Genomic DNA, 20,660 nt, shown 5'->3' on the forward strand with positions numbered 1-20,660 from the left:
GGAACGTCCCCGCTGGTGGGACGTGGAATGGGTTGACGCGGTGCGGTGGCGTGGCGGGCCGACGCGGTGCGGTGACGTGGTGCCGTGAGGCGGCGGCGCGGACGGGCGCGGCTAGCGCACCCAGCCGGTGAAGCTCTGCCCGACGGTCTGGGCCCTCCGCGTCGCACGCGGCCGGGCGCCGCCCTCGACGGCGGCCGACACGGCCCGCACCAGCCAGGCGTTGACCGACAGCCCCTCGCGGCCGGCGGCCTCCTCGGCACGGGCCTTGAGATGGGCCGGCAGACGCAGGTTGACGCGGGCGGTGCCGCCCTCGTCCCCCTCGGCCGGGGCGGGGGCCCTGAGCGGCTCGGCGGGCGCGGACGGCGCCGGGTGGCCGTCCCCCTCTCCGGCACCGGGGGGCGGCGCCGTCACCACGAAGTCGGGGTCGAGCCCGCGCAGCCGCACGTCGACGGAGCCGGGGGCGAGCTCGCGGGTGATCTCGTCCATCGCGGCGGAGAGCACGTTGAGCATGGCCAGCCGGGTCGCCGACTCGAGGGGGGCGGTGAGCCGCTCGGCCAGTTCACGGGCGTCATCCCCGCCGGCTTCGGCGGCCACCGCGAGTTCACGGCGAAGGGCGTCGACGTAAGGGGTGAGATCCATGACGCCATCATGGCATCACATTGACACCATATGCAAGCTTGAGTGGCACCAGCAGTCGAACAGCCCGCAACAAAACCACCCTGAGCTGCTCAGACACAGGAGCATCCAGCTGTGCCACCGTGGCGCCCCGCACACCCCGTATCCCCGAGACACGCGAAATGGCGCCGGATGGCACCAGGTGGTGCCATCCGGCGCCACAGGGTGCGCCATGCCTGGCCCGCGGGCGAGAACCAGGGGAGAGGGGCCCGGGTCAGTGGGCTCCGGTGAGTTCGCCGGCGAGCTTGTCGTGCATCTCCGCGCTGGGGCGGTTGAGGCCGACGATGGTGACCTTCTTGCCGCGTGCCGCGTACTTGGTCTCGATGGCGTCGAGTGCCGCGACGGAGGAGGCGTCCCAGATGTGCGCGTCGGAGAGGTCGATGACGACGTCGTCGGGGTCGTTCGCGTAGTCGAACTGGTAGACGAGGTCGTTGGACGAGGCGAAGAACAGCTCGCCGGTGACGGCGTAGACGGCCTGCTTGCCGTCCGGGTCGACGACGCCGGAGACCTCGGCGAGGTGGGCGACCCGGCGGGCGAAGGCGACCATCGCGGTGATGACGCCGACGATGACGCCGATGGCCAGGTTGTGGGTGATGACGACGACGGTCACGGTGACGGCCATGACGACGGTCTCGCCGACCGGCATCCGCTTCAGCGTCTTGGGCCGGACGGAGTGCCAGTCGAAGGTGGCGAGGGACACGAAGATCATCACGGCTACGAGCGCGGCCATCGGCATGTCGGACACGACGGGGCCGGTCACGATGATGAGCACGAGGAGGAAGGCCCCGGCCAGGAACGTGGACAGCCGGGTTCGGGCGCCGGAGACCTTCACGTTGATCATGGTCTGGCCGATCATGGCGCAGCCGCCCATGCCGCCGAAGAAGCCGGTGACGATGTTGGCGATGCCCTGACCGATGGACTCGCGGGTCTTGTTGGAGTGCGTGTCGGTGATGTCGTCGACCAGCTTGGCCGTCATCAGCGACTCCATCAGCCCCACGAGCGCCAGGGCGAAGGCGTAGGGCGCGATGATCCCGAGCGCCTCCGGCGTGAACGGCATGTCCGGCAGGCCCGGCACCGGCAGGGAGGACGGCAGCTCGCCCTTGTCGCCGACGGTCGGGACGGCGATCCCGGCGCCGACGGTGATGAGCGTGAGGATGGCGATCGAGACGAGCGGGGCGGGAACGGCCTTGGTGAGCCGGGGGAAGAGCACGATGAGCGCCAGGCCGCCGAGGACGAGCGGGTAGACGGCGAACGGCACGTCCCGGAGCTCGGGCACCTGGGCGAGGAAGATCAGGATGGCCAGGGCGTTGACGAAGCCGACCATGACCGAGCGCGGCACGAACCGCATCAGCTTGGCCACGCCGACGGCGCCGAGGACGACCTGGATGGCGCCGCCGAGGATGACGGCACCGACGAGGTAGCCGAGCCCGTACTCCTGGTTGAGCGGGGCGATGACCAGGGCCACGGCCCCGGTCGCCGCGGAGATCATCGCCTTGCGGCCGCCCACGACCGAGATGACGACGGCCATCGTGAAGGAGGCGAACAGGCCGACGGCCGGGTCGACCCCGGCGATGATCGAGAAGGAGATCGCCTCGGGGATGAGTGCGAGGGCGACGACGAGGCCGGCCAGCACCTCGGTGCGCAGCACCTTCGGGGACGCCAGGAAGTCCGGGCGGGACAGGCGCGGCTTGCGGACTGCGGGCAGCGTCGAGGACATGCGACCGTTTCTGGCTCGGGACGCGCAGGAACGGCTGCGCGCGCGTCGTGCGTCGGCGGGCCGGCCCCCTTTCGGCGAGGACCGTGCCGGGCGGCCCCGGGGGCCGGTCGGGCATCATTGCCCGGAAGTCTGTGGGCGCCGCGGCGTCCCGGTCAGGGCCGCGTCAACGGCGACGGGGCCGCGACCGCCGGTGTACAGCGGTAGGAGCCACGCCAGGACTCTACCCTGACGTAAGGGCAGAGAGCCTTCCGGGAGCTGTGAATCCCAGGTGAACAGAGCTGCTCGCCTTGTGATTAATATCACTTGGGGTGGTTCGTTGGCCCGGCGGAAGGCGCCGGCACGAGGTCGAGGGAGAGCGGCAGACCATGGCGGAGCGGCAGATGCAGATCGGTGAGGTGGCCGAGCGGACCGGCCTGTCACTGCGCACCATCCGCCACTACGAGGAGGTGGGCCTCGTGACGCCCTCCGCCCGCAGCAAGGGCGGCTTCCGCCTCTACAACGAGGCCGACGTCGAACGGCTGATGGTCGTGCGGCGGATGAAACCGCTGGACTTCTCCCTGGAGGAGATGCGCGAGCTGCTGGCGGCCACCGACGCCCTCAACGCGGCCGAGGCCCCGCCGGGAGCCGAGCTGGAACGGCTCCGGGAGCGGGTCGAGAGCTACCACAAGGTGGCACAGGCGCGCTGCGAGAAGCTGCGCTCCCAGCTGCTGGCCGCCGAGGACTTCGCCCGCACCCTGCGCCACCAGCTCGACGAGGCCGACCGCCGCCCGGCCTGACCCGCACAGCAGGACCCGGCCCGTCCCGCACAGCGGAGCCCGGCAGGACCCGGGCCCGCCCAGGGCTCAGTCGTGGGCGGCGACGAGGGATTCGAGGCGGGCGTCGGGGAACTCCCGCACGAAGGAGTTGGCCTGCCACAGGTCGGGGAAGAGGGCGAGCAGGCCCTTGTCCCGCAGGCGGGTCATGGCCTCGCCCTTCACCAGACGCGAGCGGTTGAGCTGTTCGGCGCCGAGGGCGTCGGTGGCCCGGGCCAGCCGGTACGTGAGGGGCTCCAGCCGCACCGGGGCACCGAACTCCCCGGCCATCCGGTGCGTGACGACGTCGAACTGCATCGGGCCGACGGCCGCCAGCACCGGCGCCTGCTCGCCGCGCAGCTCGGAGACGAGCACCTGCACCACGCCCTCCTCGTCCAACTGCGCGATGCCGCGCCGGAACTGCTTGGAGCGGCTGACGTCGGCCGGGCGGACGACGGCGAAGTGCTCGGGCGCGAAGGTGGGCATGCCCGGGAAGACGGCGGGCCTGCCCGCGTACAGGGTGTCCCCCACCCGCAGGGCGGAGGCGTTGACGAGCCCGACGACGTCACCGGGGTAGGCGGTCTCGACGGCCGAGCGGTCCTGGCCGAAGACGCTGTGCGCGTACTTGGTCGCGAACGGCTTCCCCGTCGCGGCCCGGGTGACCGTCATGCCGCGCTCGAAGACGCCCGAGCACACGCGCACGAAGGCGACACGGTCCCGGTGGGCGCGGTCCATGTTCGCCTGCACCTTGAACACGAGCCCGGCGAACTCCTCCGTCACCGGACGGCTGCCGCCCCCCTCCAACCGCCGCTCTCCGGGCGCCGGTGCGAGGTCCACGATCGCGTCCAGGAGCAGCCGGACGCCGATGTTCGACAGCGCGGCCCCGAAGAAGACCGGCGTACTGCGCCCTGCCAGGAACGCCTCCTGGTCGTGCACGGCGCCGTCGGCCAGGAGCAGTTGCCGTTCCTCGGCCGCCTGCTCCCAGTCCTCGCCCTCCTCCCGCGCGGCGCGGTCGGCCGGCAGCACGTCCTCGACGGCCGCCTTCGCCCCGCCGGGCGCGCGGGTGTAGCGCAGCATGGCCTCCGGCTCGCGCACGTCCACCAGACCGCGCAGATGTCCGGCGATGCCGACCGGCCACGTCACCGGTGTCGGCTTCAGCCGGAACTCCCGCTCGATCTCGTCGAGCAGCTCCAGCGCCTCGCGCCCGGGCCGGTCCCACTTGTTGACGAAGGTGATGACGGGGACGCCCCGGTGCCGGCAGACGGCGAACAGCTTGCGCGTCTGCTCCTCCAGGCCCTTGGCCGCGTCGATCAGCATCACCGCGCAGTCCACCGCCGCGAGGACGCGGTAGGTGTCCTCGGAGAAGTCGGCGTGCCCCGGAGTGTCCAGCAGGTTGAGCACCTGCCCCCGGTGCGCGAACTGCAGCACCGCCGACGTCACCGAGATGCCGCGGGCCTGCTCCATCTCCATCCAGTCCGAGGCGACACCGCGTCGGCTGCCCTTGCCGTGCACGGCGCCGGCCGAGGTGATCGCCCGGGCGTGCAGGGCCAGCGCCTCCGTCAGCGTCGACTTGCCCGCGTCCGGGTGGCTGATCACCGCGAACGTCCGCCGCCTGCCCGCCTCCGCGGCGACCGGGGCCGCCGCGCTCATCGCGCGGCCTCCGTCCAGTACGTGCGCAATCTCGCCACCTGTCGCCGTCGAGCCGGAAACCCGGAGCCGCGCGTTCGCGCCCGGGACTCCCCCGGCCACAAAGCTACCCCCTCGTCAGGGTTGGCCCGCAAGCGGCGGAGGCCGGGGCACGCCGCCGCCCGCGGCGGGTCAGCCGGCCGGCGTGCGGGCGACGTAGACGGTGTTGGAGGACGTCCCGCCCCGCAGCGGGTTGTCGAAGGTGACGACGTGGGCCGCCGACTCCGCGAACACCCCGGCGAGGACCGCGCCGAACGCCTCGCTCGGCGGGTCGTCGGACCAGAGGGCGAAGACGCCGCCGGGGCGCAGCCGGGCCGCCAGTGCGCGGAGCCCGGCGGGCTCGTAGAAGGGCGCGTGGCTGGGGTGCAGCACCTGGTCCGGCGCGTGGTCGACGTCGAGGAGCACGGCGTCGAAGAGGCGGCCCGGCCGCTCGGGATCGAAGCCGTCGGCCTCGGTCATGGCGAAGAAGTCCCCGTGCACGAAGCGGCAGCGGGCGTCGGCGGTCAACTCCTCGCCCAGCGGCACCAGACCGCGTTCGTGCCACGCGATCACCTCGCCCAGGGCCTCCACCACCAGGAGGGAGCGCACCCGGTCGTCCCGCAGCACCGTCCGCGCCGTGTAGCCCAGCCCCAGGCCGCCGACCACGACGTCCAGTTCCGCCCCCGGAACCCGCACCGGCGCGAGACCGAGCCGCGCCAGCTCCTCCTCACCCACGGTGAACAGGCTCGACATCAGGAACTCGTCGCCGAGCTTCACCTCGTGGACGTCCTGCCCCGTCACCGGGTCGCGGCGGCGCCGCAGGCTGATGTCGCCCTTCGGCGTGGGACGCCAGTCGATCTCCTCGAAGCGTGCGCTCACGCAGCCCTCACTCTCGTCCCGCCCCCGGCTCTTTCCAGGGCGGCGATCCTACCCTCACGTCGGGTCAGGTTCCGCCGCCCCCGACGCCGCCTCGCCCACCGACTCGCCCACCGACTCGGCCGCGATCCGGTCGAACTGGGCGCCCATGGCCTCGGCCAGCGCCCTGGCGGCGGAGAGCGGGCGGACCATGACCTGGAAGTCGTCGATCCGGCCGTCGGCGTCGTAGTGCAGGAAGTCGCAGCCGTGGACGTCCAGGCCGCCGGGTACACGGGCCCGGAAGACCAGCGCCTGGTCACGGCCGTCGGGGCTGGTGATCTCGCGGACGTAGCGGAAGTCCTCGAAGACGCGGGAGACGCCGCGCAGGATGGCGGCGGTGATCGCCTTGCCCGGATAGGGCCTGAACGCGACCGGACTGGTGAACACCACGTCTTCGGCCAGCAGCGCCTCGACCGCCGCGTGGTCCCCGGCCTCCACGGCCTTGCGGAATGCGCCCACGAACCCTCAACCCCTTAGTCAACTATATGAATAGGTGCGCATGAGAGTAGGGGGGCGGCCCTCGGCCGTCCAGGGGTCCCGGTCTCTTGATACTCAAAAAGTTGGGTAATCACCTGCGCTAGCGTTGGCGCATGGCACTACGCAACGCGGTCCTCGCGGCTCTTCTGGAAGGCGAGGCGTCCGGGTACGACCTGGCCAAGGGCTTCGACGCCTCGATCGCCAACTTCTGGATGGCCACCCCCCAGCAGCTCTACCGCGAGCTCGCCCGCATGGAGGGCGAGGGCCTGCTCAGCGCCCGCGTCGTCCCGCAGGAGCGCCGTCCCGACAAGCGGCTCTTCTCGCTGACCGCGGCCGGACGCGCCGCCCTGCGGGAGTTCGCCGCCCGGCCTCCCAGGCCCGGCGCCATCCGCGACGAGCTGATGGTCACGGTCCAGGCCGTGGACGAGGTGGGGCCGGACGCCGTCCGGGAACACCTCGCCGAGCGCGCGCGGTGGGCGCGCGCGAAGCTCGACCGCTACCACCGGCTGCGCGAACGCCTCCTGGACGGCCGCACCGAGGAAGAGCACCTGCGCGGCGCCCCCCGCGTCGGCCCGTACCTCACTCTGCTGCGCGGCATCACCTTCGAGGAGGAGAACCTGCGCTGGTGCGAGCGCGTCCTGGCCGTCCTCGACGCCCGCGCCGGGCGGCCGGAGGAGCCCGGGCCGCCGCCGACGAGCCCGTGGACCGGAGCGCCCGGACGCGGGGGGTGATCCCCCGTGCGGGCCCGTCCCGGTGTCGCAGCGCGCGGCGCCACCGCACAGTGGTGCGTGAGGATCGGGCGAGCGAAGGGGCACCCATGGGGCTGCACCGGGTGAAAGGCGGGCCGAGCAGCCCGTTCGACGACGTCTACGCCATGCCGCTCAGCGAGCGCTCGCTGCCGAAGTACCGGATGCCGGACCAGACGTCCGACCCCCGCGCCGTGCGCGCGCTGATCGAGGACGAGCTCGCCCTCGACGGCAACGCCTCGCAGAACCTCGCCACCTTCTGCACCACCTGGGCGGAGCCCGAGGTGCACCGGCTGATGGACGTGTGCCTCGACAAGAACATGATCGACAAGGACGAGTACCCGCAGACCGCGGAGATCGAGAACCGCTGCGTCCACATCCTCGCCGATCTGTGGCACTCGCCCGCGGACCAGGCCACGACGGGCTGCTCCACCACCGGCTCCAGCGAGGCGGCCATGCTCGGCGGGCTGGCCCTGAAGTGGCGGTGGCGCGAGCGGCGACGGGCCGAGGGGAAGCCCACGGACCGGCCGAACCTGGTGTGCGGGCCGGTGCAGGTGTGCTGGGAGAAGTTCGCCCGCTACTTCGACGTGGAGCTGCGCCAGGTGCCGCTGGAGCCGGACGCGACCGGGCTCCGCCCGCACCAGCTGCGGGAGCACGTGGACGAGAACACCATCGGCGTCGTCGCGATCCTGGGCGTCACGTTCACCTGCGACTACGAGCCGGTCGCGGAGCTTTCCCGGGAACTGGACGCCATCCAGGACGCGACCGGGCTGGACGTGCCCATCCACGTCGACGCGGCCAGCGGCGGTTTCATCGCCCCGTTCCTCGAACCCGGCCTCCGGTGGGACTTCCGGGTGCCGCGGGTGGCGTCCGTCAACGCCTCCGGCCACAAGTACGGGATGGCGCCGCTCGGTGTCGGCTGGGTGGTGTGGCGCGCGGCCGACCTGCTGCCGGAGGACCTGGTCTTCCGGGTGGACTACCTGGGCGGGGAGATGCCCACCTTCGCGCTCAACTTCTCCCGCCCCGGCGGCGAGATCGTCGCCCAGTACTACAACCTGCTGCGACTCGGACGGGAGGGCTATCGCAAGGTGCACGCCGCGTGCCGGGAGACGGCACGCTGGCTGGCCGGCGAGATCGCCGCCATGGGCCCGTTCAGCCTCGTGTACGACGGCCACGGCGGGCTTCCCGCCGTCTCCTGGACGCTGAGCGACCCGGCGGCCCCGTTCACCCTGTACGACCTCAGCGACCGGCTGCGCCGGCGCGGCTGGCAGGTGCCCGCCTACCCGCTGCCGCCGGATCGGGAGCGGACGGTGGTCCAGCGGGTCCTGGTCCGGCACGGCGTCGGCCGCGACAAGATCGCACTGCTCGCCCGGGACCTGCGCGCCGCCGTGAAGGAGCTCGGCGCCGCCCACGTCGCCGCCCACGTCGCCGAGCGGCCGGGCTTCCACCACTGACACCCGCCCACCGGAGCGCCGAAGACCCGGGGGTGGCCCGGGCCTTCGGACGTCGGCGGGCGCTCAGGCCGGCTCGGGGGCCTGGCGGAGGGCGATCGCGTTCAGCCGGACGGTGAACTGGGCGGTGTCCTCGGCGGTCAGGGCCCGGGCCTTCGCACCGTCCAGGGCGACGCTCACGTCGACGCAGAGGGCGACGGCGTACACGTCGTCGCCGGTCTCCTCGTCCTGGAGGGTGAGCAGGAGGTTGTAGTAGTAGCTCGTGCGGCCTGGGGTGTCCTCGTAGAAGGAGAGGTGGGTGCCCTCCTGGCTGCCGAGGTCGACGAAGGCGCCGGTGAGCGCCTGCTCGGTCCGCTCCCAGAAGCGGGCGTTGGTGAACGGGTCCGTCAGGGCCTGGCGTACGGCCTCCCGGAGGGAGAGGACCATGACGGAGACCGGGGCCGTCTCCTGCAGGCCCCAGCCGCGGACGATCTTCACCGTCGAGCCGCCCCGGATACGGCTCGCGGCGCGGCTGATCTCCCCGAAGTCGAAGTTCACGGTCGCCGGAGCGATGGCGTGCTGGAACGTGTCCGCGATGCCCTGTGCCCGGTCCACGTGCGCCGGGTCCACCTCGAAGACGGTCGTGAAGGTCGTCTTCTCGGCGGCGGGCTGGTCGATCATGTCGGCTCCTCGGCGTTGGCGGTGATCGCGCCCATGAGGAAGCAGTATCCCCCCAACGCGGCCGGGCGGGCCCCCTGGTGGGTGACGGGGGAAGGAACTCACAGCCCGGGGGCGCCCCAGAGGGGGAACCAGCGGGTCAGGTCCTTCTCGATCCGCAGGTCGTTCTGGAGGGCGGCCCTGACCTGGAGTTCGAGCGGGTTGTCGCGCTTCTCGCCGGGCAGCGGTGCGAAGGGGTAGAACGTGCCGCGCTTGTAGAGGTAGACGAGCGCGAGGGGCCGCTGCCCGGCGTCGCGGAAGGTGACGAGGGAGCAGAGCAGCCGGGGCCCGAAGCCGTCGTCCTGCAACGCGGTGTTGACCGCGTGCAGGTCGTTGACCAGGGCCGGCAGGGCGTCGGGAGCCCGGCGGGAGAGCAGCCAGGTGTAGCCGTAGGCGTCACGGCTGAACTCCACGGGCGCGCCGCCGCGCTCCGTGTCCGCGTCGAGCAGGGCCCGCACGTCGCTCTGCATGCGGGCGAACGCGCCGCCCTCGACGGAGGCGAAGCAGACCGAGCCCGCTCCCGTGGGCGTGAACCCCACGGCCGCCTGCAGGGTGAGGGCCGCGGAGGGCAGGCCGAACAGCTGGTCGAGGTCGGGCTTGACCGGCTTGGTGCGGCCGAAGAGGACGTCGAGGAAGCCCATGGCGTCAGCTCACTCCGTCTCACCGGTCTCGCCGAGCTGGGCGGAGACCTCGGCGAGCCCCTCCAGCCGCCGCTCCAGGCTGGGGTGGGTGGAGAAGAGGCCGGCGAGCGCGCTGCCCGGGCCGAGCGCCGGGGTGAAGAAGAACGCGTTGAAGGCCTGGGCGGTGCGCAGGTCCTGGGTGGGGATGCGGGCGATATCACCGCTGATCTTGGTCAGGGCCGAGGCGAGGGCGGAGGGCCGTGCGGTGAGCAGCGCCGCGGCCCGGTCGGCGGCCAGCTCGCGGTAGCGGGAGAGCGCCCGGATGAGCAGGAAGCTGAGCGCGTAGACGAGGGCGGAGACGGCCATGACGCCGAGGATGAGGACGGCGGTGTTCTGGTCGCGGCTCCGGCCGCCGAAGATCTGGGAGTAGAACGCGAAGCGCACGACGAGCCCCGCGAGCACGCCGAGGAACGAGGCGATGGTGATCACCGCGACGTCGCGGTGCGCGACGTGGGAGAGCTCGTGGGCCAGGACGCCTTCGAGTTCCTCGGGCTCCAGCCGGCGTTGCAGGCCGGTGGTGACGCAGACGACGGCGTGGTCGGCGTTGCGGCCGGTCGCGAAGGCGTTGGGCAGGTCCATGTCGGCGACGGCGACCCGCGGCTTGGGCATGTCGGCGGTGGCACAGAGCCGGTCGACGGCGCCGTGGAGCTGCGGTTCCTGCTCCCGCGTCACGAGGCGCCCGCGCATGGCGTAGAGCGCGATCTTGTCCGAGTACCAGTACTGCGCGCCGAGCAGCGCCCCGGCGATGACGATCACCAGGACGACGGACTTGAGCAGCACGATCAGCGCGGCGACGAAGGCCACGTACAACAGGCCGAGCAGGAACATGGTGAAGACCATGCGGGCGGTCAGCTGCCGGTCGGGTTCGAAGCGGCTGTGCATCGCCCTCACCCCGGAACCGGCGGGCCCGCGGGGCTCGCCTCGGAAGGCCGGATGACCCGGACGACCCGGATGACCATGACATCGCCTCCTGGTCCGGCCGTGTGACGGACTCCGCGGGACCCGCCACGCGCCAGGCGTTCTCACTGACCCCCATTCTCGCTCGCCGCCGTCCGTTCGGGCCAATGCGCGGGCCCGCCCTTACCCCACACGGGTAGAGGCGGGGCCCGGCGCCGGACGCCCCGCGGACGCCGGGCGTTCAGCCCGGGGGCGTGGGGGCGGCGTGCGGGCGCCCGCTGACGAGGGAGCAGAGCTGGGTGCGGGAGCGCACGCCGAGCTTGCGGTAGATCCGGGTCAGGGTGCCCTCGACCGTCTTCGCGCTGAGGAACAGCCGGGCCGCCACCTCACGGTTGCTCGCACCGGCACCGACCAGCACGGCGATCCGGGTCTCGGCCTCGGTGAGCCCCGCGAGTCCGCCGGCGGCACCGGACGGGGGCGCCGCGGCGGTGCCCCGGCCGCCGCCCGTCTCGCAGCGGCGCACGGCGCCTTCGGCCTCCTCCGTCCAGGGCCCGGCCGCGCAGGCGGCCAGCAGCTCACGGGCCTCCTCGGCGGCCCGCTGAGCGGCGGCACGGCGACGGCGTCGGCGTTCCAGCCGCGAGACGAGAAGCAGGCACTGCGCCTCCTCCAACGGCTGTCCCAGGACGGCGAACCGGCGTCGGGCCGTCCCCAGCAGTTCCGTCGCACGCTGCGGGTCGCCCTCGACCGCCGTGGCCAGCGCCTCGGCGCGCAGGAGCTGGGCCGCCACGGCGCCCTCGGGCGCGGCCTCGCGGGCCAGCGCGGCCCGGGCCTCGGCGATCACCTCGGCGGCCTCGGCGGTACGGCCGAGCCGCGCGAGCCCCAGGGCCAGATCGCCGTGCCAGCGCAGGACCAGGGGTGCCGTCAGCCCCCTGCGGCGCTCGCCCGCACGGACCCGCTCCAGATTGCGTACCGCCTTCGCCGGGTCGCCCGCCAGGAGCTGGGCCTGTCCGAGGACGTGGAGGCAGCGGCCGAGGTGGATGGCGTCCTGCTCCTGCTCGGAGGCGCGGACGCCGCGCTCGGCGTAGGCGGTGGCGCGGCTCAGGCTGCCGCCGGCCAGCTCGGCGACGGCCCGGGTGTACCACGTCGGCCCGGGGCTCGTGCCGCACTCGCGGGCGACCCGGCCCGCACGGTGCGCGTAGTGCAGGGCGTCGCGGCAGCGCCCCATGCGGGCGCAGACCTCGGCCAGACAGCGCAGGACGAGGACGAGTTCGTCGCCCCGGCCGCGCTCCACCTGGCTCAGCATCCGCAGCAGCTCCGTGCGGGCGGCGGTGAGACGGTCGTCGAAGAAGGCGAAGCGGGCGGCGTAGAAGCGGGGCGAGAGCGGCAGCAGGCCCTCGGGGACGGGGGCGGGCGGGGCGAGGGCGGCGGCGAGGGCGCGCCGGGCCGCGTCGGGCCGGCCCGTCACCCGGTGGTTCACCGCCTGGACGGTGAGGGCGAGGGCCTCGGTGCCCCGGTCGGCGACGGAACGGGCGAGCCCGGCGGCGGCGACGGCCTCGTCCTGTGAGCCCGGGGTGTCCCCGCCGACCATCCGCGCCCAGGCCAGCCGCAGCCGCACCCGGGCGGTGAGCGCGGCATCGCCCTGCGCGTCCTCCAGCGCCCCGGCCAGGGTCTCGTCCATGCAGGCCAGGGCCTGGCTGGACAGATCGGCCAGGGCGAGCCGCACCCGCACCCGCTGGGCGCGGTGGGACTCCCCGGCCAGGACGGTGTCGGCGGCCCGGTGCACGATCTCGGGCAGGGACTCGGCGGCGCCCGCCTCGGCCGCGGCGGCGCACCACTCGAAGCGCTCGCGGGCCTCGGCGGTGGAGGTCCGGTCCGCGGCCAGGAGGAAGAGCTCGGCGGCCAGGGCGCGTGCCCCGCTGCGCAGGGCGGTCTCCGCGGCGGCGGCCAGTGAGCGGCCCTGGGTGCGTTCCGGGGAGGCCAGCGCCTCGTGCCGGACGCGCCCGGAAGCGTGGGGGACGGCGGTGGCCAGGGCCCGGTGGGAGCGGGCGCGCCGCTCGGCGTCGGCGGTGTGGACGAGGACGGCGGCGACCGCGGGCGGGGTGAAGCGGATGCCGCCGTGGACGAGGACGAGCAGCCCGGCGGCGGAGGCCGTGGCGACGTCCTGCTCCGCCGCGTCGTGCCCGGCGCGCTCCAGCAGGTCCACCGCGGGGTCGGCGGCCAGGGCCGCGGTGAGCAGGGTGGCGCGGGCCCGCTCGGGCAGCTCGCCCAGCCGCTGGGCGATCACCGCCTGCAGGGCCGGGGGCAGCGGCGTCGGGCGCGGGCCGCCGACGGGCCGGGAGCCCTCGGGCCGGTCCGTGACGGCGGCGGCGAGCGAGAGCGCCAGGTACGGGTTGCCGCCGGAGTCGGCGTGGACGGTATTGGCGGCGCGCGCCGGGAGGGCGAAGGGGGCGAGCAGGTCGGCGAGCTGCTCGGAGGAGAGCGCCGGTACCGGGACCTCCACGCCTCCGGGCAGCGGCCGGGCGCCGGGCGGTGCCGTGCAGACGCAGCCGAGCCCGGCGGCGGCGAGGCGGCGTACGGCGTAGGCGACGAGGGCGGCGGACTCGGCGTCGACGCGGGTGAGGTCGTCCACGAGCAGCAGTGCGGGCCCGGCCCGAAGGTGCCGGTGGAGGAGTTCGTGGAGGGCCAGCCGGGCCGCGTGCGGATCGGGCTCGGGGCCCCGGCCGCCGAGGCCCGCGGCGGGCTCGGGGGAGCTCGCGCGGGCGCCGTTGCGCAGGAGGATGGCGTCCACGGCCGCTCGGTGGGCGTACGCGAGGTCGGCGGTGCGGGCGGAGGGGAGCCGCCCGAGCAGGTCGGCGGCGGCGCTCCAGGATATCCACCGTTCGGAGTCGCTGCCGCCGATCCGCAGCACGCGGTCGTCGGGCAGTGGCGCCGCGCCGAGCGCGGTGAGCAGCGCGCTCTTGCCGATACCGCTCGGCCCGGTGAGGAGCACCGGCCGGCCGAGGTCCAGATGGGAACGGACGGTGGCGAGCAGAGCGTCCCTGCCGACCAGCGGACGGGCGGGTTCCGCGGATCGGGGGAGTCGGGGATCGGTGAGCGCGCTGATGTCCCCTCCAGTGCCGACGGGGCTGGTGCGCTCGCACGATAACCACAGGTGAGCGGCGTATCAATGGTCTCGCCAGAACGGCGGGAAGCCCGCCCGGGTGACGGGGAAGGCAGCGCCCCGGACCCGGACGGGCTTCGTTCACGGACGTCGTCCAGCCGCACCAGCGGACAACGTCCGCCCCGTCACACGGCGTTCAGTGTGACGTCGTCGAGGACGAAGGTCGTCTGCCAGATCCAGTCCTCCGCGTAGAGGAAGCGCAGGGTGATGTCCTGGCCCGCGAAGTCACCGAGCTCGAGGGAGCGCTGGACGTAGGCGCCCGTCCCGTAGCCGTCGGTGTTGTCGAAGGTCTCCAGGGTCTTCAGGACGCTGGTGCCCTCGGCGTTCAGCACCTGGACCTTGAGCGTGTCCCAGGGGCCGTCGCTGGACTCCTCCGTGTCGATCTGCAGCCAGAAGTCCAGGGCGTACTGGGCGCAGCCCTCGGGGAGCGTCACGCGCTGGCTCATCGAGTCTGTGGCCTGCGTTCCGGCGCCGCCCAGCACGGCGTTGGCCGAGCCGGAGCGCGCGGGCCACTCGGCGTGGGTTCCGATGACACCGTCAGAAGCCGTCCAGCCCGTCTGGACCGGCGGCTCCTCGTGCTTCTTCTTCCCCTTGCCCTTGCCCTTCTTCGTGTCGCCGCCCGTGTCCGGGGTGTCGCCCTCGAAGCCGGGGTCGACCAGGAGCTGGCCGTTCTGGCACTGGGCCGTGGAGACGAACAGCGTGTAGAACGCCTTGTGGGTGATGTCCGCGGTGGTGGCGGTCACCGTGATCTCGTGGATCCCCGCGGGCGTCGTCTCCGAGGTGGTCAGCGTCAGGGTGGTGCTTCCACCGGTGGTCAGGCTCGCCGGGTCGAACGCGGCCGTGGTGCCGGCCGGGAGACCGTCGGCGCTGAAGGTGATGTCCTGCGGGGTGCCCTTGACCAGCGTGGTGTCCACGGTGGTGGTGACCGAGGCCGCGTCCTTCACCGTGCCGGAGGACGAGGACAGCGCCATGCTGAAGTCGTTGGCGATCGTCGTGCCGGTGGCCCGCAGCAGCTTGTTCGGCGAACCGGTACCGGGGTTGACGACGGCGCCGTCGGTGGCGTCGGCCACCATCGCGTCGCGGATCTGCTCCGGGGTCCAGTCGGGGTTCGCCGAGGCGATCAGGGCGGCGTTGCCCGCGACGTGCGGGGACGCCATCGAGGTGCCGCTCATCGTCCGGACGTCCGCGTCGTGGCCGATGTAGGCGGAGGTGATGAAGCTGCCGGGCGCGAAGATGTCCAGGCAGGTGCCGTAGTTGGAGAACGACGAGCGGCTGTCGTCGGAGACGGACGACCCAACCGTGATGGCCGCCGGGACGCGGGCCGGGGAGGCGGTGCAGGCGTCGACGTTCGAGTTGCCGGCGGCGACGGCGTAGGTGACGCCGGAGGCGGAGGAGGCGGTGATCGCGTCGTCCATGGCCTGGCTGGCGGCGCCGCCCAGGCTCATGTTGGCCACCGCGGGCTTGACGGCGTTGGCGGTGACCCACTCCACTCCGGCGATGACGCCGGAGGTGGTGCCGCTGCCGTTGCAGCCCAGGACCTTGACGGCCACGAGCTGGGCGCTCTTGGCGACGCCGTAGGAGGTACCGGCGGTGGTCCCGGCGACGTGGGTCCCGTGCCCCTGGCAATCCGTGTTGACTCCGTCACCCGTGGTGTTGACGCCCCAGGTGGCCCGGCCGCCGAAGTCCTCGTGGGTGGTGCGGATGCCGGTGTCGAGGATGTAGGCGTGCACGTTGGAGGCCGTGCTGCCGTACTTGTAGGCGTCGTCCAGGGGCAGGCTCTCCTGGTCGATGCGGTCCAGGCCCCAGGACGGCGGGTCGGTCTGGGTCTCCGACAGGGAGACCTCCCGGTCCGCCTCGACGCGCAGGACGTCGGGGTGGTTGGCCAGGGCCCGGGCGGACGCCTCGTTCATGGCGACCGAGAAGCCGTTCAGGGTCTTGCCGTAGACGTGCTTGACCTTGCCGTCGTGCTGCTCGGCCAGCCGCTTCGCCCCCCTCGTGGCGGAGCGGCCGTCCTTGAGCGTGACGATGTAGCTGTCCTGGACGCGGTCGGGGGCGTTCGCACCGAGGATCGTCCCCGGGCCGTCGTCCGCGGGCTGGGCGAACGCGGGGGCGACGGCCATGGACGACATGGCGCCGGCGGCCAGGGCGGAGGCGAGGACCGCCCCCAGGGCACTACGGCGGAGGCGGGATGGGGGGCGTCGACGGGGACGTCTTGATGTAGGCATGACAGGTTCCATGGAACGACCTCACGGGGGAGAAGAACCGGACCCGCCCCGAACGGCAGGCCCGGTTGTCTTGCGCGGAACCACCGGTTCCGAACTGAAGGACCCGGTGATCCGCTCACCCTAGGAATCCGCCCCTCCCCTGTAACCGGGGAAACCCCCTGTCTTCCCGCGCTCCCCGGCGCCGTCGGCCGTCCCGCGGCTCTGCCATGCTGTCGGGCGAACCCGAGACGGCGAGCGAGGAAGTCGCGCATGGTGTCGCCCCCTGGAGACCATCTGGCCCGGGTCGGCCAGGTCGGGCCGTTCTTCCACATTCACCCGGGCCCACGGCCCGACCCCGAGGGGTTCCGGCCACTCGGCGAGCTGTACGGCGAGGGCCCGGCGCTGGCCTCGTACACCGCCTTCGTCGCCCGGCGGCTCGGCACCGACCAGACCCGCGTCGCCGCCTCGACCGTCCAGCTCGGCCTCGCCTCCCGGCTGTGGTCCGTCGCACTGGCCTCCGCCTCCCTCGCCGGTCGCGTCCCCGACCTCGATCCCGCCCGGGTGTGGTGGTGCCCGAACCCGGCCGGACCGCTGCGGCTCTGGCTGCCCGAACCCCGCGACCTGCCCGCCGACGGTCCCACCGGACTGGCCGGGGCGCTGCACGCGACCGTCGTGGAGGCCAACCTCCGGCCGCTGGGCGACGCCGTCCGCGAGCTGGCCCGCGTCTCCTGGCACTCCCTGCACGGCAACGCCGCCTCCGCCCTCGTCGGCGGGCTGCGGGTCCTGGCCGACGCCCGGCCCGACGTCCGCGCCACCGCCGTCACCCTGGCCGAAAAGGTCCTGCGCCACCCGCCCCTGGCCGACGCCGGTACCGTCTCGCCCGCCCCGGACGGGCTGGCCCTCGCCCGCCACAACTGCTGCCTCTACTACCGCGTCCCCGGGGGCGGTACCTGCGGCGACTGCGTCCTGCGCCACCGCTCCCGCACCGCGCACGCCGGCCGGTGAGGCCGCGTCGCCGGCCCCGCGCCGCCCGCGATCATGGCCGGAATCCGTTCTTCCGGGTGGGGTAGGGTACGCGCCACCCACGAGCGGAGGAGGGCAGGATGCAGCGCAGGGCCGCCGCGTACGCCCTCGCTCCGCTGTTGCTGCTGACGCTCGCCCTGAGCCACGGCCTCGGCGGAAGCGCCGCCCACGCGCCACGGCAGCACGACCACGCCTCCCTGAACGTGGCGTTCTCCTTCCGGGCGGAACCGCCCGTCCACGGCGCTCGCGAACCGTCCCCCGGCGCCGACGACGACCGGAACGACGAGAGGCCGCACCACCGCAACGCGCACGACGGCAGCGGCTGCGAGGGGCTTCCCGCCGGCGGTGAGCGCACACCGCCGCCGGACGACTCCGGCAGCGGTACCACGTCACGCGCACCGGCCGCAGAGCTGCTCGCCCCTCTCCCACCGCGCGGCTCCGGCACGAGGCCCCGGCCTCCACCACGCCCCACACCGACCCTGCTCTGCGTTTCGCGGGTCTAGCGAAGCCACCGCGTGCCGCCGCCGACGCATCCGGCAGCACGCGGCGCCGAGCGCTGCCGATCTCACACCCCGGAGAAACGAGAGGACCGATCATGGGAGCACGAGGGAAAGCCGGCGCGAGCACGTCGCCACGGCTGGGCACGGAGCTGGTCGTCGCGGCGTTCGCGTCGCTCGGCGCCGGGGCGATACACCTCGCCGCGGGCCCCGATCACTTCGCGGAGTGGCGTCTCGCGGGCGTCTTCTTCTACGCGCTGGGCGCGTTCCAGGTGATCTGGGCCGCCATGGCGCTGCGCGGTGGCGGGCGCTGGGCCGTGGCGTTCGGGCTCACCGGCGCGGTCGGGGCCCTGGGCACCTGGGCCGTGAGCCGCACCGTCGGCATGCCGGTGGGACCGGCCGCCGGCCAGGCCGAGGAGTTCGGCCGGGCGGGCCTCACCGCCGCGGTGCTTCAGGTCGTCGTCGTGCTCGCCCTGGTCAGCTGGTTGATCCGGCGCGGGCGCGGCTTCGGCTCCGCCCTGACGGCGGTCCTCGTGGCCGGCGTCATGGCGGCGGGGACGACGCAGGTCACCGTGCCCGCGGTGCGGGCGGCGCTGGAGCACAGCCACGCGCACGGCACGGACGGGGAGACCGAACCGCACGGCCACGACGAGGACGGCGACGAACCGCACGGCCACGACGAGGACACCGCCCCGGAGACACCGACGGACCCGGCCGGGTCCGACCCCGGCGCCGAGCCCGAACCCTCGACACCGCCGGCTTCCGAGAAGCCCCACGAGGACGACGGCCACGAGCACTGAAGGCCGCGGCCCCGGGACGGCCCGGGGCCCGGGCCGGTCGCGCCTTCCGCGGCCTCAGCCCAGTTCGCTGAAGCGTTCGGTCTGGTGGGTGCGGCCGGCGACGATGAGGGTGTCGTCCCGCTCCACGACGGTGTCCGGGGTGGCGTAGGTGAAGCCTTCGCCGGGACGCTTGATGGCGACGACGGTCAGGCCGTAGCGGGAGCGGACGGCGCTGTCGGCCAGCCGGAGCCCCACGACGTCGGCGGGTGCCCTCGTCTTGACCATGGCGAAGTCGTCCTCGAACTCGATGTAGTCGAGCATGCGGCCCCGCACGAGGTGGGCGACGCGCTGGCCCATGTCGTGTTCGGGATAGACGACGTGGTGCACGCCGAGCTGGGTGAGGATGCGGCCGTGCGCCTCGCTGATGGCCTTCGCCCACACGTCCTGGATCCCGAAGGAGATCAGCAGGGAGGCCGTGAGGATGCTGGCCTCCAGGTTGCCGCCGATGCCGACGACGGCACCGTCGAACTGGTGCACGCCGAGCTGACGCAGGGCGTCCTCCTTGGTGGAGTCGGCGCGCACGGCGTGCGTGAGGGATCCGGAGACGGCCTGCACGACCTCGGGGTCCGCGTCGATGCCCAGGACCTCGGTGTGCTCGTCCGCCAGTTCGAGGGCGAGGGCGCGGCCGAAACGGCCCAGCCCGATGACGACGACCGAGGAGGCCGTCGAACGGCGCTTGCTGGGACGGGACTTCCTATCCAATGACGGGTCGCTCCTCGGGCAGCTCGTACATGCGGACACGTTGGCGGAGGGCCAGCGCGGAGGCCACGGTGATGGGGCCAAGGCGGCCGACGAACATCAGCACGACCAACAGCACCTGCTCGACGGGGGGCAGTTGCGCGGTGACGCCGGTGGACAGGCCGACGGTGGCGAACGCGGAGACGACCTCGAACAGCGACTGGTCGAGGTTGATGTCGGTGAACACGATGAAGACCACCGTGGAGACGACGACGGCGGCCACCGAGAGCAGGGCTACGGTCAGGGCCTGGCGCTGTACCTCGCCGGACAGTCGGCGGTTGAGGATGTTCACCCCGGTGTCGCCGCGGATCTCGGCGTAGATCACGTAGAAGAGGACGGCGAACGTGGTGACCTTGATCCCGCCCGCCGTGCCCGCGCTCGCGCCTCCGACGAACATCAGCACGTCGATGCCCACCCAGCTCGCCGGGTTCATCTCGCCGGTGTCCACGGTGCTGAACCCGCCGCTGCGCGGCATGACGCCCTGGAAGAACCCGGCCAGCAGCTTGCCGTCCCATTCCAGGGGGCCCAGGGTGGCGGGATTGTTCCACTCGACGGCGGTGACGAACGCGGTGCCGCCGAGCAGGAAGGCCCCGGAGGCCCACAGCACGATCTTGGTGTGCAGGGACCAGCCGCGCGGCCTGCGCCACCGCCGCCGCAGCTCGAACAGGACGGGGAACCCCAGCCCGCCGGCGACGACCGCCAGGGCGACGGGCAGGCAGATCCACGGGTCGGTGACGAAGCCCACCAGGCTGTCCGAGTACAGCGCGAAACCGGCGTTGTTGAACGCCGAGACGGCGTGGAAGCCGCCCAGCCACAGCGCCTCGGGCCAGGGCTCGTCGTAGCCGAACCGGTAGCGCGGGATCAGCACCGCCGCCGTGACGGCCTCCAGCACCAGGCTCACCTTGGCCACATTGAGGACGACGGAACGTACCTCCCCCAGGCCGAGCGCCTTGGTCTCCGACGCGGCGGTCAGCCGGGCCCGCAGGTTGAGCCGGCGGGAGAGCAGCATCACCAGCAGGGAGGCGGACGTCATGATGCCGAAGCCGCCCACCTGGATGAGCCCGAGGATGACGGCCTGTCCGAAGCCGGACCAGTACGCGGGCGTGTCCACCACGATCAGCCCGGTGACGCAGACGGCCGAGGTGGAGGTGAACAGGGCCTCCAGCACGGGCGCGCCGCCACCCGGCTCCGCCTTGGCCGCGGGCAGCATGAGCAGCACCGTCCCCGCCGCGACCGCCGTGGCGAAGGCCGCGACGACCACCTGGGCGGGGTGCCCCGGCCGACGGCGCGTCACCATGACGTATCCCGGCAAAACGGTCTTTCTACGCAAACACGCACCGGACGACGATAGCCAGTCACCGGCACGACAGCGCTTCAGCTCACCCTCGCGCCGGGGCGCGGCGCGGCGGGACCGGCACTCATCCGCCGCCACGACAGGTGCGACCACGAGGCCGACCGGGCGGACGGCCGGGCCCACACGCTTGCGCCA

General features: G+C 73.3%; 18 protein-coding genes. 6 read left to right on the forward strand and 12 right to left on the reverse strand.

Annotated features, from left to right (window positions below):
- Positions 1-111: 111 nt before the first annotated feature.
- Positions 112-639 carry a hypothetical protein gene (locus O7609_RS11800; protein WP_269734894.1) on the reverse strand — a complete coding sequence of 176 codons (528 nt, stop codon included), beginning with the start codon at positions 637-639 and terminating at the stop codon, positions 112-114.
- Positions 640-889: 250 nt separating this feature from the next.
- Positions 890-2,392 carry a SulP family inorganic anion transporter gene (locus tag O7609_RS11805; RefSeq protein ID WP_269734895.1) on the reverse strand — a complete coding sequence of 501 codons (1,503 nt, stop codon included), beginning with the start codon at positions 2,390-2,392 and terminating at the stop codon, positions 890-892.
- 365 nt (positions 2,393-2,757) lie between these two features.
- On the opposite strand from O7609_RS11805, the gene O7609_RS11810 reads away from it, so the two are divergent.
- On the forward strand, positions 2,758-3,168 hold the full coding sequence (locus O7609_RS11810; RefSeq protein WP_269743559.1) for a MerR family transcriptional regulator: 411 nt from the start codon (positions 2,758-2,760) through the stop codon (positions 3,166-3,168).
- Positions 3,169-3,234: 66 nt separating this feature from the next.
- Here the strand turns inward: O7609_RS11810 and O7609_RS11815 are convergent, their stop codons facing one another.
- The 3 genes from O7609_RS11815 to O7609_RS11825 form a co-directional block, all read right to left on the reverse strand.
- Positions 3,235-4,833: a peptide chain release factor 3 gene (locus tag O7609_RS11815; RefSeq protein ID WP_269734897.1), complete on the reverse strand. Its 1,599-nt coding sequence runs from the start codon at positions 4,831-4,833 to the stop codon at positions 3,235-3,237.
- A gap of 168 nt (positions 4,834-5,001) precedes the next feature.
- On the reverse strand, positions 5,002-5,727 hold the full coding sequence (locus tag O7609_RS11820; protein ID WP_269734898.1) for a spermidine synthase: 726 nt from the start codon (positions 5,725-5,727) through the stop codon (positions 5,002-5,004).
- A gap of 54 nt (positions 5,728-5,781) precedes the next feature.
- A complete protein-coding gene (locus tag O7609_RS11825) occupies positions 5,782-6,222 on the reverse strand; it encodes a nuclear transport factor 2 family protein (RefSeq protein WP_269734899.1) in 441 nt (146 codons plus the stop codon).
- A 131-nt stretch (positions 6,223-6,353) separates the two neighbouring features.
- Here O7609_RS11825 and O7609_RS11830 point away from each other — a divergent pair, with 131 nt between their 5' ends.
- Entirely contained in the window at positions 6,354-6,971 is a 618-nt protein-coding gene (locus O7609_RS11830; protein ID WP_269734900.1) for a PadR family transcriptional regulator, read from the forward strand.
- 86 nt (positions 6,972-7,057) lie between these two features.
- On the forward strand, positions 7,058-8,440 hold the full coding sequence (locus O7609_RS11835) for a glutamate decarboxylase (protein WP_269734901.1): 1,383 nt from the start codon (positions 7,058-7,060) through the stop codon (positions 8,438-8,440).
- A gap of 63 nt (positions 8,441-8,503) precedes the next feature.
- Here O7609_RS11835 and O7609_RS11840 read toward each other — a convergent pair whose 3' ends face one another.
- The 5 genes from O7609_RS11840 to O7609_RS11860 all read right to left on the reverse strand — a co-directional run bounded on the left by O7609_RS11840 (position 8,504) and on the right by O7609_RS11860 (position 15,990).
- Positions 8,504-9,097, reverse strand: coding sequence for a Type-2Aa cytolytic delta-endotoxin (locus O7609_RS11840; protein WP_269734902.1), 594 nt, complete (start codon positions 9,095-9,097; stop codon positions 8,504-8,506).
- A gap of 98 nt (positions 9,098-9,195) precedes the next feature.
- The gene (pspAB, locus tag O7609_RS11845; protein ID WP_269734903.1) at positions 9,196-9,774 is read right to left on the reverse strand and encodes a PspA-associated protein PspAB; all 579 of its coding nucleotides are present in this window, start codon (positions 9,772-9,774) and stop codon (positions 9,196-9,198) included.
- Between the two features lie 9 nt (positions 9,775-9,783).
- On the reverse strand, positions 9,784-10,695 hold the full coding sequence (gene htpX / locus O7609_RS11850; RefSeq protein ID WP_269734904.1) for a zinc metalloprotease HtpX: 912 nt from the start codon (positions 10,693-10,695) through the stop codon (positions 9,784-9,786).
- Between the two features lie 256 nt (positions 10,696-10,951).
- Positions 10,952-13,861: a LuxR family transcriptional regulator gene (locus O7609_RS11855; protein WP_332330062.1), complete on the reverse strand. Its 2,910-nt coding sequence runs from the start codon at positions 13,859-13,861 to the stop codon at positions 10,952-10,954.
- Between the two features lie 134 nt (positions 13,862-13,995).
- Positions 13,996-15,990: a S8 family serine peptidase gene (locus O7609_RS11860; RefSeq protein WP_269743560.1), complete on the reverse strand. Its 1,995-nt coding sequence runs from the start codon at positions 15,988-15,990 to the stop codon at positions 13,996-13,998.
- Between the two features lie 354 nt (positions 15,991-16,344).
- Here O7609_RS11860 and O7609_RS11865 point away from each other — a divergent pair, with 354 nt between their 5' ends.
- The 3 genes from O7609_RS11865 (at position 16,345) to O7609_RS11875 (ending at position 18,394) form a co-directional block, all read left to right on the forward strand.
- On the forward strand, positions 16,345-17,079 hold the full coding sequence (locus tag O7609_RS11865) for a (2Fe-2S)-binding protein (protein ID WP_269734906.1): 735 nt from the start codon (positions 16,345-16,347) through the stop codon (positions 17,077-17,079).
- A gap of 98 nt (positions 17,080-17,177) precedes the next feature.
- Positions 17,178-17,600 carry a hypothetical protein gene (locus O7609_RS11870; RefSeq protein WP_269734907.1) on the forward strand — a complete coding sequence of 141 codons (423 nt, stop codon included), beginning with the start codon at positions 17,178-17,180 and terminating at the stop codon, positions 17,598-17,600.
- Positions 17,601-17,692: 92 nt separating this feature from the next.
- Entirely contained in the window at positions 17,693-18,394 is a 702-nt protein-coding gene (locus O7609_RS11875) for a hypothetical protein (RefSeq protein ID WP_269734908.1), read from the forward strand.
- A 54-nt stretch (positions 18,395-18,448) separates the two neighbouring features.
- On the opposite strand, the gene O7609_RS11880 is transcribed toward O7609_RS11875, so the two are convergent.
- The gene (locus O7609_RS11880; protein WP_269734909.1) at positions 18,449-19,135 is read right to left on the reverse strand and encodes a potassium channel family protein; all 687 of its coding nucleotides are present in this window, start codon (positions 19,133-19,135) and stop codon (positions 18,449-18,451) included.
- Positions 19,128-20,468, reverse strand: a complete 1,341-nt coding sequence (locus O7609_RS11885) for a TrkH family potassium uptake protein (RefSeq protein ID WP_269734910.1) — start codon at positions 20,466-20,468, stop codon at positions 19,128-19,130. The genes O7609_RS11880 and O7609_RS11885 overlap by 8 nt, the downstream gene beginning before the upstream one ends.
- Positions 20,469-20,660: the final 192 nt, after the last annotated feature.

This window comes from Streptomyces sp. WMMC1477, from assembly GCF_027460245.1.
Taxonomy (GTDB): Bacteria; Actinomycetota; Actinomycetes; order Streptomycetales; family Streptomycetaceae; genus Streptomyces.

Bases quoted from the DNA above. Each gene is read 5' to 3' on its own strand.
- O7609_RS11860 (WP_269743560.1), bottom strand. From the start codon at position 15,990: ATGGCCGTCGCCCCCGCGTTCGCCCAGCCCGCGGACGACGGCCCGGGG.
- O7609_RS11800 (WP_269734894.1), bottom strand. From the start codon at position 639: ATGGATCTCACCCCTTACGTCGACGCCCTTCGCCGTGAACTCGCGGTG.
- O7609_RS11805 (WP_269734895.1), bottom strand. From the start codon at position 2,392: ATGTCCTCGACGCTGCCCGCAGTCCGCAAGCCGCGCCTGTCCCGCCCG.
- O7609_RS11865 (WP_269734906.1), top strand. From the start codon at position 16,345: ATGGTGTCGCCCCCTGGAGACCATCTGGCCCGGGTCGGCCAGGTCGGG.
- htpX (WP_269734904.1), bottom strand. From the start codon at position 10,695: ATGCACAGCCGCTTCGAACCCGACCGGCAGCTGACCGCCCGCATGGTC.
- O7609_RS11885 (WP_269734910.1), bottom strand. From the start codon at position 20,468: ATGGTGACGCGCCGTCGGCCGGGGCACCCCGCCCAGGTGGTCGTCGCG.
- pspAB (WP_269734903.1), bottom strand. From the start codon at position 9,774: ATGGGCTTCCTCGACGTCCTCTTCGGCCGCACCAAGCCGGTCAAGCCC.
- O7609_RS11830 (WP_269734900.1), top strand. From the start codon at position 6,354: ATGGCACTACGCAACGCGGTCCTCGCGGCTCTTCTGGAAGGCGAGGCG.
- O7609_RS11810 (WP_269743559.1), top strand. From the start codon at position 2,758: ATGGCGGAGCGGCAGATGCAGATCGGTGAGGTGGCCGAGCGGACCGGC.
- O7609_RS11875 (WP_269734908.1), top strand. From the start codon at position 17,693: ATGGGAGCACGAGGGAAAGCCGGCGCGAGCACGTCGCCACGGCTGGGC.
- O7609_RS11815 (WP_269734897.1), bottom strand. From the start codon at position 4,833: ATGAGCGCGGCGGCCCCGGTCGCCGCGGAGGCGGGCAGGCGGCGGACG.
- O7609_RS11840 (WP_269734902.1), bottom strand. From the start codon at position 9,097: ATGATCGACCAGCCCGCCGCCGAGAAGACGACCTTCACGACCGTCTTC.
- O7609_RS11835 (WP_269734901.1), top strand. From the start codon at position 7,058: ATGGGGCTGCACCGGGTGAAAGGCGGGCCGAGCAGCCCGTTCGACGAC.
- O7609_RS11870 (WP_269734907.1), top strand. From the start codon at position 17,178: ATGCAGCGCAGGGCCGCCGCGTACGCCCTCGCTCCGCTGTTGCTGCTG.